Below are 20,215 nucleotides of genomic sequence, written 5' to 3' on the forward strand. Positions count from 1 at the left end.
GTAAAATGCTTTTAAAAGAGAGCCAAAAAATTGTTAATGCTGATGCTAGAGAACTGAATTATAGTGGTAGAATTGATTTCGCTAATGCTTTAGCACCGATATTTATATTCCCTGCTAGTTCAGTAACTATGGTATTTACAGGTTCTAAACTTAAAGTATTATTAAAAAATAGACAGAGCTATTGTAGCACTTATATAGGTTATGTACTAGATGGAGTAGAAAAAAAAGTAATTCTTTCAAATAGTGAAGAGGTGCAGGAAATAACGCTTACGGAAGACTTAAATAGTGTTAAGCAGCATGAAGTAACAATTTTTAAGAGACAGGATGTTAGTCACGAATTTATTTTTTATGGATTCATTGTAGATAAGGAAAGCAAGATAATTATGCCTAGAAAAAAGTATAGGAAATGTATGGAATTTTATGGCGAGTCTGCAGCTTGCGGAAAATCGCTTGAATATATAGATGGCAGCGATGCAATAGATTTAGAGAGTACTGATGAATATTCAAATGCGTGGAATTCATATGCTATGATGACGGCTAGAAATTTGAAAACTGAAATTAGCATAATAGCTAAAGAGGGGATAGCTCTTCTTGACAATACAGGCTATTCTAATATGCCACAAAGCATTGGAATGGAGAGTATTTATGATAAACTTCACTTTAACTACGATACTGGGGAGATTGTTAACTGGAATTTTAATAAGTATATACCTCAAGTAGTGGTAATTGATATTGGGCAAAATGATTCAATACCTGAAAATTATATGAAAAAAGATGCAAATAGTTATAGGTCCATAAATTGGAAAAGTCAATATAAAGAATTTGTTTTAAACATACGTAGAAGATACAAAAATGCTTTTATAGTACTTACTACAACAATTATAAAACATGATCCCTCTTGGGATCGCGCCATAGGCGCCGTATGTGACGAGATAAATGATAAAAATATTGTTCATTTTATTTATTCTTGTAATGGCTTTGGTGGAGGTTTTTCCAATAGTAGATGGTGTGCTGAAGAAATGTCATTGGAACTTAGTTTATTTTTAAAAGAACTTGGAGCTGAAATTTGGGAAAAGTGAAGACTTATACTCTACTAAAAATGTTAGCAAAATATATTTAATATATATTTTTTGTTATAAAAAACAAATATCATAAAGGGGGATTTTAAATGAATAGGCATGTAAAGAAACTTTTTGCACTTGTAACAGCTACAATAATGACAGCAGCTTTGTTTGCTGGTTGTAGTAGTGGTAAAACAACAACTACTAATCAAGGTAAGTCAAGCAAGACAGCAGCTAACGATAAAAACTCAACACCTAGAAATGAAACACTTTATTTCAATGGTCAACAGTGGGGAGCTATTAACGATTGGAATCCTTTGTCAAGCAATTCAAACAATGCACTTGGTGAAACTCAAAAGGATTCATCTAGAACATTAATATATGAAACACTTTATATGTATAACATGCTTGATGGTAAGATATATCCATTATTGGCATCTGGAGATCCAGTATGGAATGCTAACAGAACTGAAATTACTGTTAAGATTAACAAGGATGCAAAGTGGAGCGATGGAACACCAGTAACAGCAGACGATGTGGCATATACCTTTGATACAAATGTTAAATATCAGAGTTCAGCTGGTTCAGATTATGCAACATATATACAAAGCGTAAAGGCAGTAGATCCTTCAACAGTCGTGTTTACAGCAAAATTAAATAGTTCAGGTCAAGCTGTAAATCCATTAAAAGTTATAGAATATCTTCCAAAGCAGTATGTAATGCAAAAAGCATATCTTAAGAAAGTAGAAGCAAGAAATAATAACGATGCTGCTAAAATGAAGACAGATAAAATGGAAGATTTAGTTGCATCAGGACCATATAAACCTTATATAACAAATGATCAAAAAATTGTGTTAAAGAGAGACGATAACTATTGGGGAAAAGCAACTTCAATGTGGGGTAAGCTTCCAGTTCCTAAATATATAGCTCATAATATATTTAAGGATAATGCAGCTGGTGATACAGCATTTAAGAATGGCGAAGTTGATGTTTCTCAGGATTTTATAAGTAATGTACAAAATATGATGCAGGGTGGAAAGGTATCAACTTATTTACCAGATGCTCCATATTATTTAGCAGCAACAATGCCAAGTGCTTGGTTTAATGTAAATAGACCAGGACTTGATCAGGTTGCAGTTCGTAAGGCAATTGCTATGGCTGTTGATTATGATCAAATTATAAAAACAGCTATGTGTGGATACTCACCTTCCTTTAAAGATGTGCCTAGAAGCTTAATGAATCCAACATCTACAGAGCAAGGCTTGGTAGATCAAAGTCAACTAAAAGGTGTTCAATGGGATGGAAACGATATCGAGGGTGCTAAAAAACTTTTAGATGCAGCAGGTATAAAAGATACAGATGGTGATGGCTTCCGTGAATATAAAGGAAAGAAACTTTCATTTAAGGCTGAATGTCCTCAAGGATGGTCTGATTGGAATGCTTCTCTTGAAATTGTAGCAGCAGCTGGAAAGAAAATTGGTATAGATATTCAGACTTATTTCCCAGATGCTAATACCTTCTACAATGATATAGCAAGTAAGAATTTTGATATAATCATGCAAAGTCCATCAGGAGCAGGTATTTCTAATCCATGGACACGTTGCTACAATATGTTATCAAGTTCATATAATTCAATGAAAAATGAATCAATAGGAAATTTCGGAGGATATTCTAACAAGAGAGTTGATGAACTTTTAGCTTTAATTCCTCACGAAACAGACCAAGCAAAACTTAAAGCATATTATACAGAAATGTCTAAAATCTATTTAACAGATGTACCATCCTTTGCATTGATGTATAGACCAGAATTATTTTACACAGTTAATGAAAGTGTATGGACAAATTATCCAGAGAAGGGCTCTAAATTCAAGGGAGTTGAAATACCTCCATATGATTTAACAGATGGCTATGGTATTGCTGGATTATACACACTTAAACTAGTAAAGGGAAAATAAAAATAGTATAGGCAACTTTTAATATTGAAATTGATAATACCAAGTTTAATTTAGAGTACAGAGTACAGAGTACGGAGTACAGTGAAGGATGATTTTTCTCCGCTATGCTTCGAAAAATCTAAAACTTAATGCTTGCGCATGGCATAAAATATAGTGTTCAGCGCAGCTGAAACTATTAAGTTCTAAGATTTACCTGAGAGAAGCGAAAGGTAAATCCACATTCACTGTACTCTGTACTCTGTCAGTTGTACTCTGATTGAAATTCTAATTTAACATGGAAAATTTCATATTAGCAATTTCAATCTTTTGCACTGCCTATTTATAGTAAATGTAGGGGGAGATGATAAGTTTGAAGGGTTATAAAAAGTATTATTTTAATAAAACAATGTGGGCTTTAGTAACACTTGTTATTGCAGTAATTTTAAATTTCCTTTTGCCGCGTTTGATGCCAGGAGACCCAGTATCAGCTATTGCATCAAGAGCAGCAAAAGGCATGACAGATCAGACAGCAATACAAAAGGTTTATGAAGATTACGTAAAAACCTTTGGAATAAATCAACCATTATATATACAGTTCGTTCATTTTGTGGCAAATTTGTTTAAAGGAAATTTAGGAGTATCATTTGTTTATTATCCTAGGACTGTATCGGATATATTATCGAAATCAATATGGTGGACCATATGTTTGCAATTACCGGCAATTATAGTTGGATGGCTTTTAGGCAATATTTTAGGCGCTGTAGCAGCATATATAAAAGGCGCATGGGATAAAGGAGTACTTCCAGCCTTTTTGTTTTTAAGCAATATGCCAGCCTTTGGAATGGCAATTTTATTACAATTTTTCCTTGGAGTGCAGTTTAAGTTGTTTCCAACATCATTAGGCTACGGATATGATTTAAATCCTAATATGAGTCTACAGTTTATTGGTTCAGTTATTTATCATTATCAACTTCCATTTTGGTCAATTGTACTTATTACTATTGGAGGGCAAGCTATTGGAATGCGCTCAATGTCAATTTATGAACTCAATGCAGACTATGTTAAATACAGCCGTTTTCTTGGTATAAAAGATAGAAAAATTGTACGATATGTTTTTAGAAATGCAATGCTTCCTCAAATTACAGGACTTGCATTATCATTAGGAACTATGGTTGGTGGTGCATTAGTGGCTGAAATGATATTTAGTTATCCAGGGCTTGGTACTACTTTATTAACGGCCATAACTGGAAGGGATTATCCACTTATTTCAGGATGCACATTGATTATTACGATAATGGTACTTATTGCGAACTTCCTTGTAGAAATATTTTATGGTCTTATTGATCCAAGAGTTAAGGCAGCACAACAGGAATAGTAAGCATGTGTGCGGCAATAAAGTTTTGGGAAAAGGAGTGATATTATGAAAAACATTATAAGGCAAGTATTCCACTCTACAAGATTCGTTATAGGTTTTGTGATTTTTGTAGTAATGTTACTTATGATTATATTCTATCCATTATTTGTAAGACAGGATCCTTTGAACATGGTAGGAGGATTGTTTTATAAACCAGGAACATATGTATCTGTAAAAGATGTAGTGCAAACAAATCCATATACCTTAAATATGAATGTAGTTTCGGGAGAGTTAAAATCGCTAACTAATGAAGAAAAGAATAGTATGGCTGATTGGCTTGTTAAGTATGGAAATGTAAAAAAATCTGAAATTGATACTAAAAATGTTGCAGAGCTTGTAAGCTTGTGGAATAAAAATTATAATTCCGATGCGAATCAAGAGGGATTGCTTGCAGCTGAAAAACAACAATATATGAGACTTAATAGTAAAATAGCTAAACTAGCTAATAATAAAGATGTTTATATAACTGATAAAGATGGTAAAGATAAGTCCAAAATAGATCCTCAAGCCTTTGCAAATATTAATGGTATTTTAAATAAAAAAACATTTATCTTGGGAACGGATAATTTTGGTCGTGATGTGCTAACAGAACTTGTATCAGCTGCAGGCGTATCTCTAAAGATTGGTTTGGTTTCAGGTATTATAGCTACACTTATTGGATTAATATTAGGATTACTGGCTGGATACGTAGGAGGAACTTTAGATGATTTTGTTATGTTTATTACAAACATATTTACAGTGGTTCCATCTTTTATTCTTTTAGTTTTAATATCCTTTAGTGTTGGACAAAATGCTAGAGGGGTCATGTTGACGGCATTAATTATAGGTATCACCTCCTGGCCATGGACAACAAGGTCTGTTCGTTCACAGGTCATTTCTTTAAGAAATCGTGATCATGTTAATTTATCAAAGCTTTCAGGTCACGGACTCATAAGAATTATTTTTACAGACATACTTCCATATGTAGCTTCATATGTTGTTATGGCATTCATACTTCAGATATCATCAGGGATTCTTTCAGAGGCACAGCTTTCGATGTTAGGGCTTGGACCAGCTACAACTAAGGTTTCAACGTTAGGGCTTATGATGAATTGGGCCATGGCATATAAAGCAATTATTACTGGAGCATGGTGGGCATTTCTACCGGTTATTTTAACAATTACGTTGATATCATTTTCTCTTAATTTAATGAATACAGGGCTTGATCAAGTATTCAATCCACAATTAAGGGAGTAAGGAGAAGGCTATGGGAAAAATAATGTTGGAAGTAAATAAATTAAATACAAAATATATAACTAGGCAAAAAGAAGATGTTTTTGCAGTTAATGATGTTTCCTTAAAAATAGAGGAAGGAAAGTCATTAGGTATAGCAGGTGAATCTGGCTGTGGTAAATCAACATTGGCACTTAGTTTAATGGGATACTATTTTTCACCACTTCATTATATAAGCGGAGATATTATTATAGATGGAAAGAACATATCAAATATGAAGCCAGATGATGTACGTAAGCAGATTTTGGGGAATGAAATTGCATATATTCCGCAAGCAGCTATGAATGCACTAAATCCAACTCAAAAGATAATAGAATTAATTCAGGATGTTGTTCATGCTCATGATCCTAAAAAACCTAAAAAAGATGTATATGATCTTGCTAAGGAGAGGTTTGAATTTTTAGGATTACCGGCTAGTGTACTACAAAAGCATGCAGTGGAATTATCAGGTGGGATGAAGCAGCGTACTGTTATTGCAATTTCAACAATACTTTCACCCAAAGTACTTATTGCAGATGAACCGTCATCAGCGCTAGATGTTACCTCACAGAAAGTAGTTATTAAGATGCTAAGAAATCTCATGGAGGAGGGGCTCATAAAATCTATGATTTTTATTACACATGAACTCCCACTTCTATATAATGTAACGGATGATATTATGGTTATGTATGCAGGTCAGATTATAGAAAAGGGAAATGCTAAGGAAATGATATTTGATTCTATGCATCCATATTCAAAAGGTCTTATGGGGTCGATTATTGTTCCTGAGGCAGGCACTAAAGATAATAAATTAACAGTTATCTCAGGGACACCTCCAAACTTAAAGAATCCACCTAACGGATGTAGATTTGCAGAACGATGCAAGTATGCAAAGTCAGAGTGTAAATTTTATAATATTCCTGAAAAAGAATTTGGTAATGGTAGAATGTATCGCTGCATATATTCATTAGATAAGCTTAAGGAGGTTTATGCAGATGAGTAATGAAAAAGTACTTCCTTGTTTAAGTGGGAAACAGCTTGTTAAGGTATTTGGGAATAATAAAACTAAAACGGTGGCTGTAGATCATGTGGATTTTGAATTTCATAAGGGTGAAGTTATATCTATTGTTGGAGAAAGTGGCAGTGGGAAAACTACGCTATCTAAAATGCTATTAGGATTATCTAACGTGACAGAAGGAGAAATTTATTTTGATGGAAAGCTAAGGGATATATCATCAAGTAAAAAAAAGAAGGAATATTGGAAAGGCATACAAGCTGTATTTCAAGATCCATTTGCATCTTATAACATGTTTTATAAAATTGATTCTGTACTTTTAGATTGTATAAACATGAGGGGAAAAAAGCAGCTTTCAAAGGAACAAAAGAATGAGCTTATGACAGAAGCTTGTAGTTTTGTAAACTTAAAGTTTGAAGAGCTTACCAATAAGTATCCATTTGAATTATCAGGTGGACAAATGCAGCGACTTATGATTGCTAGGGTTTTTCTTTTAAAACCACAAATTTTAATTGCAGATGAACCAACTTCCATGGTAGATGCTTGTTCAAGAGCAACTATACTTGATATGTTATTAAAATTGCGTGACGAAAACAATATGACAATTATATTTATTACACATGATATTGGGCTTGCATATTATATATCCGATGTTGTGTATATAATGGAACATGGAAAGTTTGTAGAACATGGTGTTGCCGATGAAGTTATATTACATCCTAAAGAATCCTATACAAAAAGGCTTTTAAGTGATGTACCTAGGATTTCAAAGAAGTGGGAATTTTAATAAAGTTATCAAACATTAAATATTGCGAAGCAAAGTGTAGTGCAAAACAAAATAGCAAGATGGAACTTCGCATAAAAATGATGTGCGGAGTTCCATCTACACTTACTTCACATTCTACGGTAGTAGATTTAACGTTTAGGCGTTGAGTAGGATAAGTAAGATTTATATTTTTTCAATCTTTCTGGTAATTCATGTGCTTTAGGATTTGGTTTTAGGGAAACTTTATGAAGTTCATCTACATGTTCAAATTTTCCGGAAAGTAGTATATGCGAATGAGCTTTATCTTCTTCTGCAATATCAAAATGAACCTTTCCATCTACTACATTCAAAGTTCCTCTTACACCGCATATTGCACATACAGCAGGGTAGTTGTTGTTATCGTCTCTTATTTCAATTAGCTTAGAATGACAAATTGGGCAAACGCCAGGTTCACCTATATATTTTGATTCTGAAGCTTCTTTTAATAAAGACTCTGCTACATGTCTTCCAGATTCTCTGGCTCTTTTAAGTTTATCTTCTTTAAAAACTACAGAGGATGGAAGTCCAACCCAGTTTACTAAAAACTTGTCCACTACATCAATTTGCATGGATAGTGTAAAAATATGCATTACAGGAAGTGCTAAAGTATCCCATTCACTACCGCCTACAGCTATTAAAGAAGCGGCTCTACGTTTGAAGGATCTTTCGTCAGGACCTTTTCCAGTTGTTATTCCTTTTTCTTTTCGTAAGTTTTTGGCAACTGTTCTAAAGGCAACATCGTGTGAAGGTCCCATTCTATCACTTAATATTTTTAATAATCCGTTTGGACCCTTTTCATAAATTGGTGAGCCTAAAATTAATCCATCACATTCCATAATTTTTTCATCGATAAATGCAAAGTCATCAGTTTTAATTACACATTCTCCAGCTCCGCCTTTTTCAAATAAGTTTACAACACAAGCATTACAGCCAGTACAAGGTTTAATGTTTAAATCATTGAGTCTTATGAGCTCAACTTCAGCACCCATTTCCTCGGCACCCATTAATGCTTCTTTTACAAGTATTTCAGTATTACTCATTTTTCTTCCACAGCTTATTCCTAAAATTTTCATTAAAAAATCCTCCTTTGATAATTAATCGTATTTCATATAGACCAGTCTATATATTTTGGGTAAAATAAAAAATCAGTCTAGCTGACTATAGATTATACAATTTACTTAAAAATTTATATAAATTGATGTTACATTTATATAAATTTAATCTATAAATATAAATATAACATCAAAGTATAAAAATGTCAAAGTATGAATTTACTTGTTATTTTCTTCAATACGACTTAAATTAAAGACCTAGTTTTTCTCTTCTATCAATTATAATTTTTTCAAGTTCATCAGCGGCTTTAACAACATCATCTTCAATAATTAATCTTCCACCTGTTATATTTTCAAGGTCTTCAGTTAAAAGCTTTGAAACAACAGGGCTTCCGTCTATAAATGGTGATATAGCAAGATGAAGAGGAAGTCCAAGTGAAAGACCAAAAGCTCCATCTGCAAGTGCTTGTTCTTCAAGCCATTGTGGTGCTGAAAGTACAAGAGGAAGCTGTGGTATATCTATGCCAAGGTATTCAGCAAGTTCAGTAGCTACAATCTCAAGTCTTCCAATTGCAAGACAAGGACCAAAGTTAAGTACTGGTGGAATGCCAAGAGACTTGCATACTTCTTTTAAGCTGTCTCCAGCAAGTTCAGCAGCAGATGGTGACATTAAACCTACATTTTCAAGTCCGCCGCTTGAACATCCTGCTGAAAGAACTATGATATTTCTTTTTATCAATTCTTTTGTAAGTTCAACAGTAAATACATCATGACCCTTTGCAGTAAGATTTGAACATCCAACTACGCCAGCAACACCTTTAATTTTGCCAGCAGCAATTAAATCAACAAGAGGTTTCCAAGTTCCACCTAGGAAGTCTCTAAGGGATTTTTCACTTACACCTGTTACAACATCATCATATCCATGATCTTTAGGTATATTTAAAGTTATATTTTTTCTTCTATTAGAGTAGCTTTTTAGTGCTTCATCTATAATTTTATTTGTTATATTCTCGCGTTCTTCAAAACTGTATTCAACAAGTTCTGCATTTTTCTTTTTAGCAATATCGTCCACACAAATCATTTTTACTTCAAATTTATCAGCAACTGGCTCTATTCCTGGCAAAGTACAGTTAAATTCTGACATGATTAAATCTATTCCGCCTGTTGCAATTAAGGCTTCACTTGTAAAGTTATTTCCAGCATGTCCTGAGAAAACTTCCTTGTAATGTTCACCTCTAAGCTGTAAATCTTGACCTACACATGTACAGCCAACAAGTTTGAAACCTTTTGCTCCAACTTTTTTTGCTTTTTCTGTTATGTCACTGTCTATTAATCTATCTTGAAGATGAGCTATTACTGAGTGTTGATGTCCTGTTATCATTATATTGATATAATCACTGTCAACAACCTTGAAACCTACTGCTGCTTGTCTTATAACTGGTTCACCTAGAATAACATCATTCAATAGATTGGTTAAAGTAAGACCATATAAACCAGTTGATATTCCAAGAGTTAAGCAGTTTACAGTCATATCTACAGGATCACTGTTTAAGTTCGTTGAGGTTTTTACCATTGCATCAAATACTTCTGATTTTGCGCCTCCAGGAAGTATATTAAGTTCACTCCATTTTTTAAATCTTGGACCATAAGCCATTTTTTCTACAAGTTCTGTTTTTTCAAATCTTGGCTTATAAAGATCGCTTAAAACTTTATCTGCAATTAAAATTGCTTTCTTGTGATCATCATCTTCTTTGATTCCAAAGATATCAGCTAGTTTATTAAGTGTGTATAAACCTTTGATTTTACCCTTAGTTTCACCAAGAGCTTTTAAATTTCTAGCAGTAGTTTCAACTACATGTATATAGCAAGCAGTTCCTGCACCGACTGCTCTTAAAAAGTTTCTTGCAACTATAGTATCGGCATCTGCACCACAAATTCCTCTTGGTGATTTTGGAGTGATTCTACATGGCCCATTAGCGCAAAGTTTGCAGCATACTCCATCCTTACCAAACTTACATTTAGCTTTTTGACTTTCTACTCTATGATGAGAAGTTTCAACACCTTCTAAATTACATATAAAATTTTCTAGTTTTGTATCTGCACTTTGACATACATGACAATTTTCACAATTACTCATTAAAAAAATCCTCCTATAATGTATACTAATATGGTATAGTTTTAATTTATATTTAGGGCTACTAATTAAGGTAGCCCGTTTTAGCAAAAAATTAATTAAATTTGTTTGTTAATTTCCCTGATTTTAAGTCTTCAAAGTTTATTTTTTCAAGATTATTTACTAAAGAATTTTGAACTGTTGAAAGTGCACAGTGTATTTCACATATGTTGCTTTTTTTTGCATTACAATAAGACGGATCAAGCAAGCAGCGATTTACATAAATAGGACCATCTATAGCTTCAATAACATCTTTTAAAGTAATATCTTTAGGGTATTTATTTAAAGCATATCCGCCTTTTACACCTCTATAAGATTTTACTATTTCACTTTTTATAAGCTTACGAAGAAGTTTTAATAAAAAGCGCAGGGGTAAATGTTCATGTTCAGCTATAGTGCCAGCATCAACCTTTTCATCATATCCAATTTTAGATAAATAAAGCACAACTCTAAGACTATAATCAGCTTCCTGTGTTATCCTCATATTATTCTCCTATAAAGTATACTTTAATGGTATAGTTTTAATATATAACTTTTAAATACATTTGTCAATGTTGATTAAAATATAAATAAATGGGATAATTAAATAAAGGCTATGTTTTAAAAGAATGTTGATATGAGCTTATGACATTAATGGACTCTAAGAATTGCTCGTTTATAATTTGCTACCCATTTAGATGCATCGTCCTGATGCCTAAATGGCTTTGACCGTCCTAGTCAAAATTACGCAAATTATAAACGAGCAATCCTAAGAGTCCATAAAAGTCAACACATCACATCAACATTCTTTTAAAAATATCGAAACATACTAAAGGAAGCTATGTTTCAAATAAGTGTGAAAATCAACACTTATTTAAAACATAGCCTAATTAAATAATAGTTAAGGAAAATACGATAGTAATTATTTAGTGTGCAATTTAAGATTATTGCGAACCAATTAAATTAGAGTAAAGAGTACAGTTAAGGTTGATTTACCTTCCTTTCGTCAGGTAAATCTTAAACTTAATGTTGTCAGCTTCGCTGAGCACCATATATGGCGCAATTGCGCAGCAATAAAAAAATCATCCTTCGTTGTACTCTGTACTTTGTACTCTGAATAAGGTCGGAGGTATAGTATATGATATTTTTTGGACATTTAGGACCTACTGTAGCAGTTGTTAGAATAGGTGAAAAAATCTTGAGTAAGAAAAAGCATGAAGAATTAAATATAGATTATAGGTTTGTACTTGTTGGTGCAGTATTGCCAGATATTATAGATAAGCCTATAGGTATGTTTTTTTTAAGAGGTATTTTTCATAATAGTAGGTTATTTGCTCATTCTCTTATATTTGCGGTAATATTAACAGCTATTGGGCTTTATAGAAATCATAAATACAACAAGAATGGAATCCTAATGCTTGGAATAGGTAGTTTTATACATCAGATATTAGATAGTATGTGGGAATTCCCTAGAATAATGTTGTGGCCATTTTTAGGAATTAAGTTTCCAACAAGACCAGAAGGAAGCTGGGTTTCTTCAGACATTACTAGGTTAATTTCTGACCCTATGTATTACGGACCAGAATTAATAGGTTTTATCATTATAATGTACTTTTTCATAAAGCTTGTTAGAAATAATGGAGTTAAGGACTTCTTAAAGACGGGAAGAATTAAAACAAAGTACAAAGAATAAAGTACAGAGTACAAAGAAGGTTGATTTACCTTTCCTTACGTCAGGTAAATCTTAAACTTAAATGTTATAAGCTTCGCTTAGCACCATAAATGGTGCTATTGCGTAAGCAATGAAAAACTAAGTTTTGCACTACACCTTTGTCACCAATATTAAATGATTTTATCTAAGTTGTCAGTGATTACTTTTTTTAGGTTTAAAATTATTTCATCAGCACGATTTTTTTCATCTATAGCTTTAAGGTCAAAATCAATAATTTGTTCACCTTTCAAAAAAATTACACACTGAAATTCATTTAGTTTCTCATTATCTTTAAGTCTAATTAGAGGTACTTTAATATTTGGGCTTGTCTCAAGTCCAGCCCTCATATTGTGTACTTTTTCAAGCAAAATACCACTTTGATTTCTATCAGCTAGTGGAATTATTCCAATTCCAAAATCTACAACTAAAATATCTGAATTCATGTTTACCATCCTTTCATTTCTTGAATCAATATAAATCTGTTCTCGTATTAAATTGTATATATTAACGTTTGTAATGCCAGAAGTATTTATTATTTTCATAATGGAGTTTAATATATCTTTTATGTTATTAAGCTTGTTTATTTCTGAGTCTAATTCTTTTGATTTATTTGCAAGGCATTGTATTACTGCCATGTTTTCTTCAGTTTTTAGCATATAAGATATATCATTTAAAGAAAAATTTAAATTTTTTAGCAAGACAATTTGTTCTAAAATTCGTATATTACTAGCATCGTATACTCTATAGTTTGAATGTTCATCTCTAAGACTGTTAAGTAGGCCTATTTCCTCATAATATCTTAGGGTTCTTGTAGAAATTGAGTATAATTTAGCAGCATCACTTATTTTAATATACTTATCCATTAATTTATTCTCCAGTACTGTGAATTTTAATTAGAGGTAAGCCACTTCCAAACTTTAAATATTCAAAGATAATGTATAGAATTTTTAACAAGGTAAGCTTGCGTTAATCAATGCACAGTTCACAATGCACAATGATTGATGATTTTTCTCCGTTAACACTACAAAAAATCTTATAACTTATTATTTTTAAGATTTTCTGCTTCATCAGAAAATCATCCTTCATTGTGAATCGTGCATTGTGAACTGTGAATTGAAAAACATTGATATCAAGATAAACTTGGCATCTGCAATTTCTAGCTTGGAAGTGGTTTATCTTTATATACAGTATAAGGCTTTACGCAGCGTGAAAGTCAACACTTATTTTTCAAATTTGGATAGGCAACCTGAAACATTGAAATTGCTAATACCAAATTTATTCTGATAAATTACAATTTAACACAGAGTACAGAGTACAACGAAGGATGATTTTTCTCCGTTAGTACTACGAAAAATCTGAAAACTTATTTTTTTATTGCTGCGCAATTGCTCCATTGATGGCGCTCAGCGGAGCTGGCAGCATTAAGTTTAAGATTTACCTAAGCAAAGCGAATGGTAAATCATCATTCACTGTACTCTGTACTCTGTCATCTGTACTCTGCTTTTCAAATTGCCTATCTATATAGGGTTAACGTATCGAGATTTAAGTTGATAACCAATATGGTATAATGATATAAAAATATTAAGGGAGCGACTATGGAAGAATATTTTCTCAACTTAGCAATTAAAGAGGCAGAAATAGCAGCTTCAGAAGAAGAAGTACCAGTAGGAGCTGTTATTGTAAAAGATAATGAAGTTATAGCAAGGGCACATAACTTGAAGGAAAAGTTAAAAGACCCTACAGCTCATGCAGAGATACTAGCTATAAGGCAAGCTTGCACAAAACTTGGTGATTGGAGACTTAATGGTTGTGAACTGTATGTAACTCTTGAACCTTGTGCAATGTGTGCAGCGGCTATTTGTCAAAGCAGGATAAGTAAAATATACATAGGAACATTTGATCCTGAAGCTGGTGCATGTGGTTCAGTAATCAATTTAATACAAAATAGAGGACTTGGTTACAACATAAATGTGAAGTGGCTTTATTTTGATAAATGCAGTGAAATTTTAAAGAAATTTTTTGAAAATCGAAGAATTAAAAGTTAAGCTATTATTTACTTTGAAACTTGGATATGGTAATATTTAAGTGAAACATGTAAAAAAAGGTTAAAATATGTATATTGGGAACTTCGAAAAATTTCCTCTAATTGGGCACTTAGGAAATTTTGAGTTAGTAGTGCAACCGACCAGATATGTTATATATGGTCGGTTTTTTGTGCTATAAAAAATTATATTGCAAATACACTTATATTTTTTTCATATGTCTAATTTAAAAGTGAATTTAAAATTTTTTGAAATTCCTTTTTAGTAAATACTTCCTCATATTTTTTACCATTTATATATATAGTTGGGGTGGTGGTTATTTTACCAGAAATAAGTTCACGAGATATTTCTTTACTCATGGCAGAATAATTAGGAACAGGTACTTCTTTTAAATTAAGCACAGACTTTAATATTGGATATGGTTTTCTTGAATAGGAATCAAATTTATTAAAAATATTTTGTATATCATCTAAACTTTTAGGAGCAAAATACATATTTATTTTTTCATCATTTTTAAATTTGGGGTGATTTATAGGTTTATATATGTATAATAAACTTCCGTTTTTAATGTATGTTTTTAAGAGACTACCAATATTTTTTTGCAGATTTCTACAGTCTATACATTCATAACTTGCATATTCTACCATGACTATTTTAGCAGTCTTGGTATTTCCAAAACTATAGCCAGAATTATAATCTATGAATTTTAGCTTTTTCTCTAAATTTTTTGTATTGTTGTTTGTATTGGCTACCTTAGTTTTGGATGTGCAACCTGTAAAAAAAATGCAAATACCAATACAAAAAAATAAAAATATTTTCTTCATGTTTAATTTTCCCCCGATACAATTATTAATTATTTTTAATGTAAAGTTTAGCTTACTATTTATATTTTGTCTATTAAATTTAAATATAAGGGAGGTGCATTATGAAAAAGAAATGTATAAAGAATATAAATTATGGATTTTTAGCTCTTATTCTAGTTATATTTATGTGTGTTCTTACTCTATTTGTAAAACCTATAATTGGTATGGCGGATGATGGAGACTTTTTTCGTATAATTAGTGAAAGCAACCTCTATTATTTGCAGGGAAAAAATGCACAGAATTTTGAAGGATATTTTGATAGGAATTATGGGATTTATAAATATAATAATGAGAATCCACAAATTATAGTGTCGACTCAAACAATAATAGTTAAGTTAGCAGTTTTTATATATAGGGTTATAAATAAAGATTATATATTTGATATAAGATATTTAGCTTTTTTGTATATGATAGTATACGCTATTGGTGCTTATCTTATAGTAAAAGTGCTCACCCATGACATAAAATCTAATAAATTTAAATTATTTATTACAGCTTTATTTGTATTTATATTTTGTGATACAGGCTATATAGCCTATTTTAATTCTTTTTATGGTGAGGCTGCAAATTTAAGCTTTTTCTTATTAAGTATGGGAATACTGCTATATATGTATAAATTTAAAAAATATACAATTTTAAATTTGATTATGTTTTTTGTTGTATCCTTAATTTTTGTTGGTTCAAAACAGCAGCTTTCTCCTGTTGGAATTTTAGTTGCAATTGTATTATTCAGATTATTTATGACAAATAAAGAAAAAAAGTTTAGATATATATCTTTAGCTTTTATAATAATGATTATAGCTTCTTCACTTTATTTTTATAAATCCATATCTGGTGATTTTGATTATATAAATAGATATCACGCAATGAATAGAGGAGTACTTCTTTATGAATGGAAACCAGATGATATATTAAAACAATTTAATATAAATCCCCAATATTCTATGCTTGAGGGGACAGTAGATTTTAATAAGGTTCCTATTATAGATCCAGATAGCGAAAAGTTAAAAAAAGAATTCTACAGTAAATATTCCATTCCAAGTATACTAGTTTTTTATTTAAAAAATCCTAGGGTATTCGGTAAAATGATAAATTTTGCAATTGTAAATGGATATTCTATTAGACCTAAGGTCCTGGGAAATTATGAAAAAGAAGCAGGTAAGCCATATGGTAAGAAGTCTAATTTTTTCTCACTTTGGAGCACTATAAAGGACAGATTTATTCCTCATAATACTTTTTTAACTATAGTGGCTTTGGGAATATACCTCTATTTTGCTGTAAAAAGGTATCTTTTGGCAATAAAAAATGGCGATGAAGATACGCAGTTATTTGAAGAAGCTTTTGTATACATATTTTTAGTTGGATTGTCTCAAATATTTATTTCGGTAATAGGTGCTGGTGATGCGGATCTTGGAAAGCATGTATTTATGTTTAATGTAAGCTTTGACATGATGTTTTTGTATTCAGTTAGTTTAATTATAAAAAATATAGATGGAAAGGAACATAAGGATGAGAAATGAGGACTATAGAAAAAGAGTGGATATATTTATAACTTTATTGATAAGTTATTTCTTTATTATGTGCGTATCTTTTGAATATTTTTCCACTAAAGATATTTATGAAAATTATATAATGTTAACATTAACTGTAATGATAGCAATTATAAGTTATTATACCAATGTAACTTTTTCTTTAATAGCAGTTTTAATAGTAGACTTTGGATATTCTAGCTATAGGCTTTATATGAACATTACAGAAGGTATTTTAGTAGATACAAAAGTATATTATTGGATGATTGCTATTCCAATAACGGCTATACTAGTAAATCTTTTGTCAAGTTATATATTAAAGTTACAAATTGAATTAAATAAAGTCAATGAAAGCAACAAGAAGTTAGTAATGATAGATGAGGAAACTGGTATAAGGAATTCATCCGCATTTTTTAATGAAATTCCTATATATATGAATATGAGCAAGAGGTATAAATTGCCGGTTGTAATAATGCTTGTTAGATTTAAATACAGTAAAAAGCTTAAAAGTATTGTCGGTAACGATTTTTTTAAAAATATAATTGTAGAATATTCTGAGGTTATGGAGGATTCTTTAAGACTTGAAGATAGAAAGTACATACTTAATAATGAGGATACTTTTGCATTTATACTTATTTCTGATGAGAAGGGCTGTGAAATAGTAAAAGGCAGACTTAAGAGTAACTTGGAAAAAGTAAGCTTAGAGAAAAGCAGTATGTTCAAAAACTTGAAGCTTGAGGTACAAGTGGGATATTGCAAGTACGATGACAGCATTAAGGATGCCATGGATTTTGTAGCAAAAGCGGAAGAGGAAATATACTATGATGTTTAAAAAATTAAAGCCGTTATTATTAATAGTTTTAATTTTAACCTCTTTGCTTTATAAAATAAATGTTAAGGCGGCAGAAAGTAAAACACTTTTAATATATGATTCTTATAATGAATTTGGATCGGGAGAAAATAGATTAAATTCACTTGTTAGAGAAATCTTAAATGTTGGAAGTGGAATGGATATTATAAACGTAAATTCATTTAATAAAGAACTACTTTCTCAATATCAAACTGTATATATTCTCTATAATAATCCTTCTAAAGTTTCAAGTGATTTTTCTCAAAGCTTATTAAACTTTAAAGGAAAAATTATTTGGATAGGTAAAAATTTTGTTCCAGCTTTAAAAAACCAAAAAAATGTTAGCTATTTTCCTGATTTCTCCGAAGAGGCTGCAATTTCTGATGGGGAGCAATTGAATAAACCCAAAGTTTATTTGTTAATTGATGAAGTCTATCCAATTATAGATATTCAAGGCTTTATTGATAAAATAAATTTTTTGTACGACCAGGGAATTCCATTTATATGCAGCGTAATGCCGGTTTATGAAAATCAAGATTTTGATGCTATGAAAAGATTTTGCGATGTACTGCGATACGCTCAAAGTAAGGGTGGAAAAATAATATTGCATTCTTCTGTTATAACAGACCCTAGTGTATCTGGAAAAGTTATGCAAGATAAAATGGGGTTAGCACAGAGTATTTATATAAAGTATGGAGTATATCCATTGGCTATTGACGTGCCAGATAGCTTTTTATATAAAGAGGACTATAAAAATTTAGTGCATAGCAGCAGTAATATTTTTATTGAAAGAGATAAAGATATAGGGATTATTGATTTTCAGAAATACTCCTTACAAGGATTTAATAATGTAATTAATAAGCAGCAAGTTTATAGTAATTACAATTATAAGCCATCACAAATAGTTTATAATACAGCTTTTAGCATTAATGCGGATTTGGATATAAGTACCTTTAAATCTCAAGTAGAAAACATCATAAACAACGGAATTTATTTCAATGATCCTGAATACTTAGATAGCGATATAACGCTTGGCGGAATTGATATAAAAAGTAAAAATGATGATGTGTTTTTAAATGATAAATTAGTAAATGAAAAAGGCAATAGTTCAAAAATAAGTAGTAATACTAAAACAGAAGCTGTTGATATAAGTAGTGAAAATAAGAGTATAACAAAGGCAACAATTGTTATATGCGGCTTATTTCTTATAATTGTTTTAATAAGTGTAAGAATAGAAAGAAGAAAATTTTTCAAATAGGGAGTTAGATTTAAGTATGAATATATTTGATTATTTAATTTTGTATTCATTGATTATTATATGGTTCACAATATTTTTAAATGTAATTCTTGTAATAGGGGGCTACATTTATTATGTTAAAACGCTAAAAATTCATATGAAAAGTGATTTGAACGAATATCCCTTTGTTTCAGTTATGGTTCCAGCTCACAATGAGGGAATTGTAATAGAAAAAACAGTAAAATCATTGCTTGATTTAGATTATCCAAATGATAAGTATGAAATTATAATCATAAATGATAATTCTACGGACAATTCCGCAGAAATATTGAGAAGGCTTCAAAAAGAAAATCCAAATAGAAATTTGATTGTTATAAATACGGATAATAAAACTGGAGGAAAGGGAAAGTCAAATGCTTTAAATATTGGGTTTCAAAGAAGCAAGGGAGAGTTTTTGGCTATTTATGATGCTGATAATACACCAGAAAAAGATGCTCTAAAGTATTTAGTAAAGACTATTTTAGAGGATGAAAAGTTAGGTGCAGTAATAGGAAAATTTAGATGTAGGAATAAAGAAAAAAATATTCTTACTAAATTTATTAATATTGAAACTTTGACTTTTCAATGGATGGCTCAAGCAGGAAGATGGCAGTTACTTAAAGTTTGCACAATACCTGGTACAAATTTTATTATACGTAGGAAGTTAATTGAGCAAATGGGAGGCTGGGATTCTAAAGCAATAACAGAAGATACGGAAATAAGTTTTAGATTATATAGAATGGGTTATAAAATAAAGTTTATGCCATTAGCAGTAACCTGGGAACAAGAACCTCAAACCTTAAGAGTATGGTTTAAGCAAAGAGGAAGATGGGCAAAGGGAAATGTCTATGTAGTCTTTAAAAACTTAAAATATCTCTTTATTAAAGATGGTGGGGCAAGCAGATTTGATATATTGTACTATATTTTAATATATTTCTTTTTCTTATTAGCATCGGTATTCTCAGATGTGATTTTTATATTGGGACTAGCTAAAATTATAAAGTTAAATTTAGGCGGGTATAGTGTTATCTTATGGATTATGGCATATGCAGTATTCGGTTTATCTATATTAGTAGCTATATCTACAGAAAAAGGTGAATTAAATTTTCACAATTTTTTAGTTGTATTATTGATGTATTTTACATATTGCAAGCTGTGGGCTATAGTAGTGTGTTTGGGTTTGTATAATTTTGTAAAAGATATTATTTTTAAAAGAGAAATAAAGTGGTATAAAACAGAAAGATATTAAGGAGGAAAATG

The 20,215-nt window shown here is 31.0% G+C and carries 17 protein-coding genes and 1 riboswitch; of the genes, 12 read left to right on the forward strand and 5 right to left on the reverse strand.

The genetic code is table 11. The annotated features are described in order from the left end of the window. The first annotated feature begins 5 nt into the window (after positions 1–5). From CUEA01_RS24180 to CUEA01_RS24205, 6 genes are all read left to right on the forward strand, one after another. Complete coding sequence (locus CUEA01_RS24180; RefSeq protein WP_234124979.1) at positions 6–1,079, forward strand: SGNH/GDSL hydrolase family protein; 1,074 nt, start codon at positions 6–8, stop codon at positions 1,077–1,079. Positions 1,080–1,168: 89 nt separating this feature from the next. Further along, positions 1,169–3,016: an ABC transporter substrate-binding protein gene (locus CUEA01_RS24185; RefSeq protein WP_234124984.1), complete on the forward strand. Its 1,848-nt coding sequence runs from the start codon at positions 1,169–1,171 to the stop codon at positions 3,014–3,016. Positions 3,017–3,365: 349 nt separating this feature from the next. Further along, on the forward strand, positions 3,366–4,370 hold the full coding sequence (locus tag CUEA01_RS24190) for an ABC transporter permease (protein WP_234124985.1): 1,005 nt from the start codon (positions 3,366–3,368) through the stop codon (positions 4,368–4,370). A gap of 45 nt (positions 4,371–4,415) precedes the next feature. Further along, entirely contained in the window at positions 4,416–5,645 is a 1,230-nt protein-coding gene (locus CUEA01_RS24195; protein WP_234124986.1) for an ABC transporter permease, read from the forward strand. A 10-nt stretch (positions 5,646–5,655) separates the two neighbouring features. Beyond that, positions 5,656–6,663, forward strand: a complete 1,008-nt coding sequence (locus CUEA01_RS24200; protein ID WP_234124987.1) for an ABC transporter ATP-binding protein — start codon at positions 5,656–5,658, stop codon at positions 6,661–6,663. Next, entirely contained in the window at positions 6,656–7,462 is an 807-nt protein-coding gene (locus CUEA01_RS24205) for an ABC transporter ATP-binding protein (RefSeq protein ID WP_234124991.1), read from the forward strand. The genes CUEA01_RS24200 and CUEA01_RS24205 overlap by 8 nt, the downstream gene beginning before the upstream one ends. A gap of 128 nt (positions 7,463–7,590) precedes the next feature. On the opposite strand, the gene CUEA01_RS24210 is transcribed toward CUEA01_RS24205, so the two are convergent. The 3 genes from CUEA01_RS24210 to CUEA01_RS24220 all read right to left on the reverse strand — a co-directional run bounded on the left by CUEA01_RS24210 (position 7,591) and on the right by CUEA01_RS24220 (position 11,189). After that, positions 7,591–8,553, reverse strand: coding sequence for a flavodoxin family protein (locus CUEA01_RS24210; protein WP_234124993.1), 963 nt, complete (start codon positions 8,551–8,553; stop codon positions 7,591–7,593). 229 nt (positions 8,554–8,782) lie between these two features. Next, entirely contained in the window at positions 8,783–10,669 is a 1,887-nt protein-coding gene (gene cooS / locus CUEA01_RS24215) for an anaerobic carbon-monoxide dehydrogenase catalytic subunit (RefSeq protein ID WP_234125001.1), read from the reverse strand. A gap of 91 nt (positions 10,670–10,760) precedes the next feature. Then, a complete protein-coding gene (locus tag CUEA01_RS24220; protein WP_234125003.1) occupies positions 10,761–11,189 on the reverse strand; it encodes an RrF2 family transcriptional regulator in 429 nt (142 codons plus the stop codon). 633 nt (positions 11,190–11,822) lie between these two features. Between CUEA01_RS24220 and CUEA01_RS24225 the strand changes: the two genes are divergently transcribed. Beyond that, entirely contained in the window at positions 11,823–12,377 is a 555-nt protein-coding gene (locus tag CUEA01_RS24225) for a metal-dependent hydrolase (protein ID WP_234125004.1), read from the forward strand. Between the two features lie 149 nt (positions 12,378–12,526). On the opposite strand, the gene CUEA01_RS24230 is transcribed toward CUEA01_RS24225, so the two are convergent. Then, positions 12,527–13,258, reverse strand: coding sequence for a MerR family transcriptional regulator (locus CUEA01_RS24230; protein WP_234125006.1), 732 nt, complete (start codon positions 13,256–13,258; stop codon positions 12,527–12,529). Between the two features lie 732 nt (positions 13,259–13,990). Between CUEA01_RS24230 and CUEA01_RS24235 the strand changes: the two genes are divergently transcribed. Further along, positions 13,991–14,440, forward strand: a complete 450-nt coding sequence (locus tag CUEA01_RS24235; protein ID WP_234125007.1) for a nucleoside deaminase — start codon at positions 13,991–13,993, stop codon at positions 14,438–14,440. A 67-nt stretch (positions 14,441–14,507) separates the two neighbouring features. Next, positions 14,508–14,590, forward strand: a riboswitch (cyclic di-GMP riboswitch). A 68-nt stretch (positions 14,591–14,658) separates the two neighbouring features. Here CUEA01_RS24235 and CUEA01_RS24240 read toward each other — a convergent pair. Then, complete coding sequence (locus CUEA01_RS24240; RefSeq protein WP_234125008.1) at positions 14,659–15,261, reverse strand: thioredoxin domain-containing protein; 603 nt, start codon at positions 15,259–15,261, stop codon at positions 14,659–14,661. Positions 15,262–15,362: 101 nt separating this feature from the next. On the opposite strand from CUEA01_RS24240, the gene wsfD reads away from it, so the two are divergent. Genes wsfD through CUEA01_RS24260 form a run of 4 tightly spaced genes read left to right on the forward strand, consistent with a single transcriptional unit; the run spans position 15,363 to position 20,204 of the window. Further along, positions 15,363–16,820, forward strand: a complete 1,458-nt coding sequence (gene wsfD / locus CUEA01_RS24245) for a glycan biosynthesis hexose transferase WsfD (protein WP_234125009.1) — start codon at positions 15,363–15,365, stop codon at positions 16,818–16,820. After that, a complete protein-coding gene (locus CUEA01_RS24250; RefSeq protein WP_234125012.1) occupies positions 16,792–17,661 on the forward strand; it encodes a diguanylate cyclase domain-containing protein in 870 nt (289 codons plus the stop codon). The genes wsfD and CUEA01_RS24250 overlap by 29 nt, the downstream gene beginning before the upstream one ends. Then, on the forward strand, positions 17,651–18,937 hold the full coding sequence (locus CUEA01_RS24255) for a DUF2334 domain-containing protein (protein WP_234125013.1): 1,287 nt from the start codon (positions 17,651–17,653) through the stop codon (positions 18,935–18,937). Before CUEA01_RS24250 ends, CUEA01_RS24255 begins: the two co-directional genes overlap by 11 nt. Positions 18,938–18,953: 16 nt before the next feature. Further along, positions 18,954–20,204, forward strand: coding sequence for a glycosyltransferase (locus CUEA01_RS24260; protein WP_234125015.1), 1,251 nt, complete (start codon positions 18,954–18,956; stop codon positions 20,202–20,204). Positions 20,205–20,215 lie beyond the last annotated feature (11 nt).

It is taken from the genome of Clostridium hydrogenum (assembly GCF_021432385.1).
Taxonomy (GTDB): Bacteria; Bacillota; Clostridia; order Clostridiales; family Clostridiaceae; genus Clostridium_S; species Clostridium_S hydrogenum.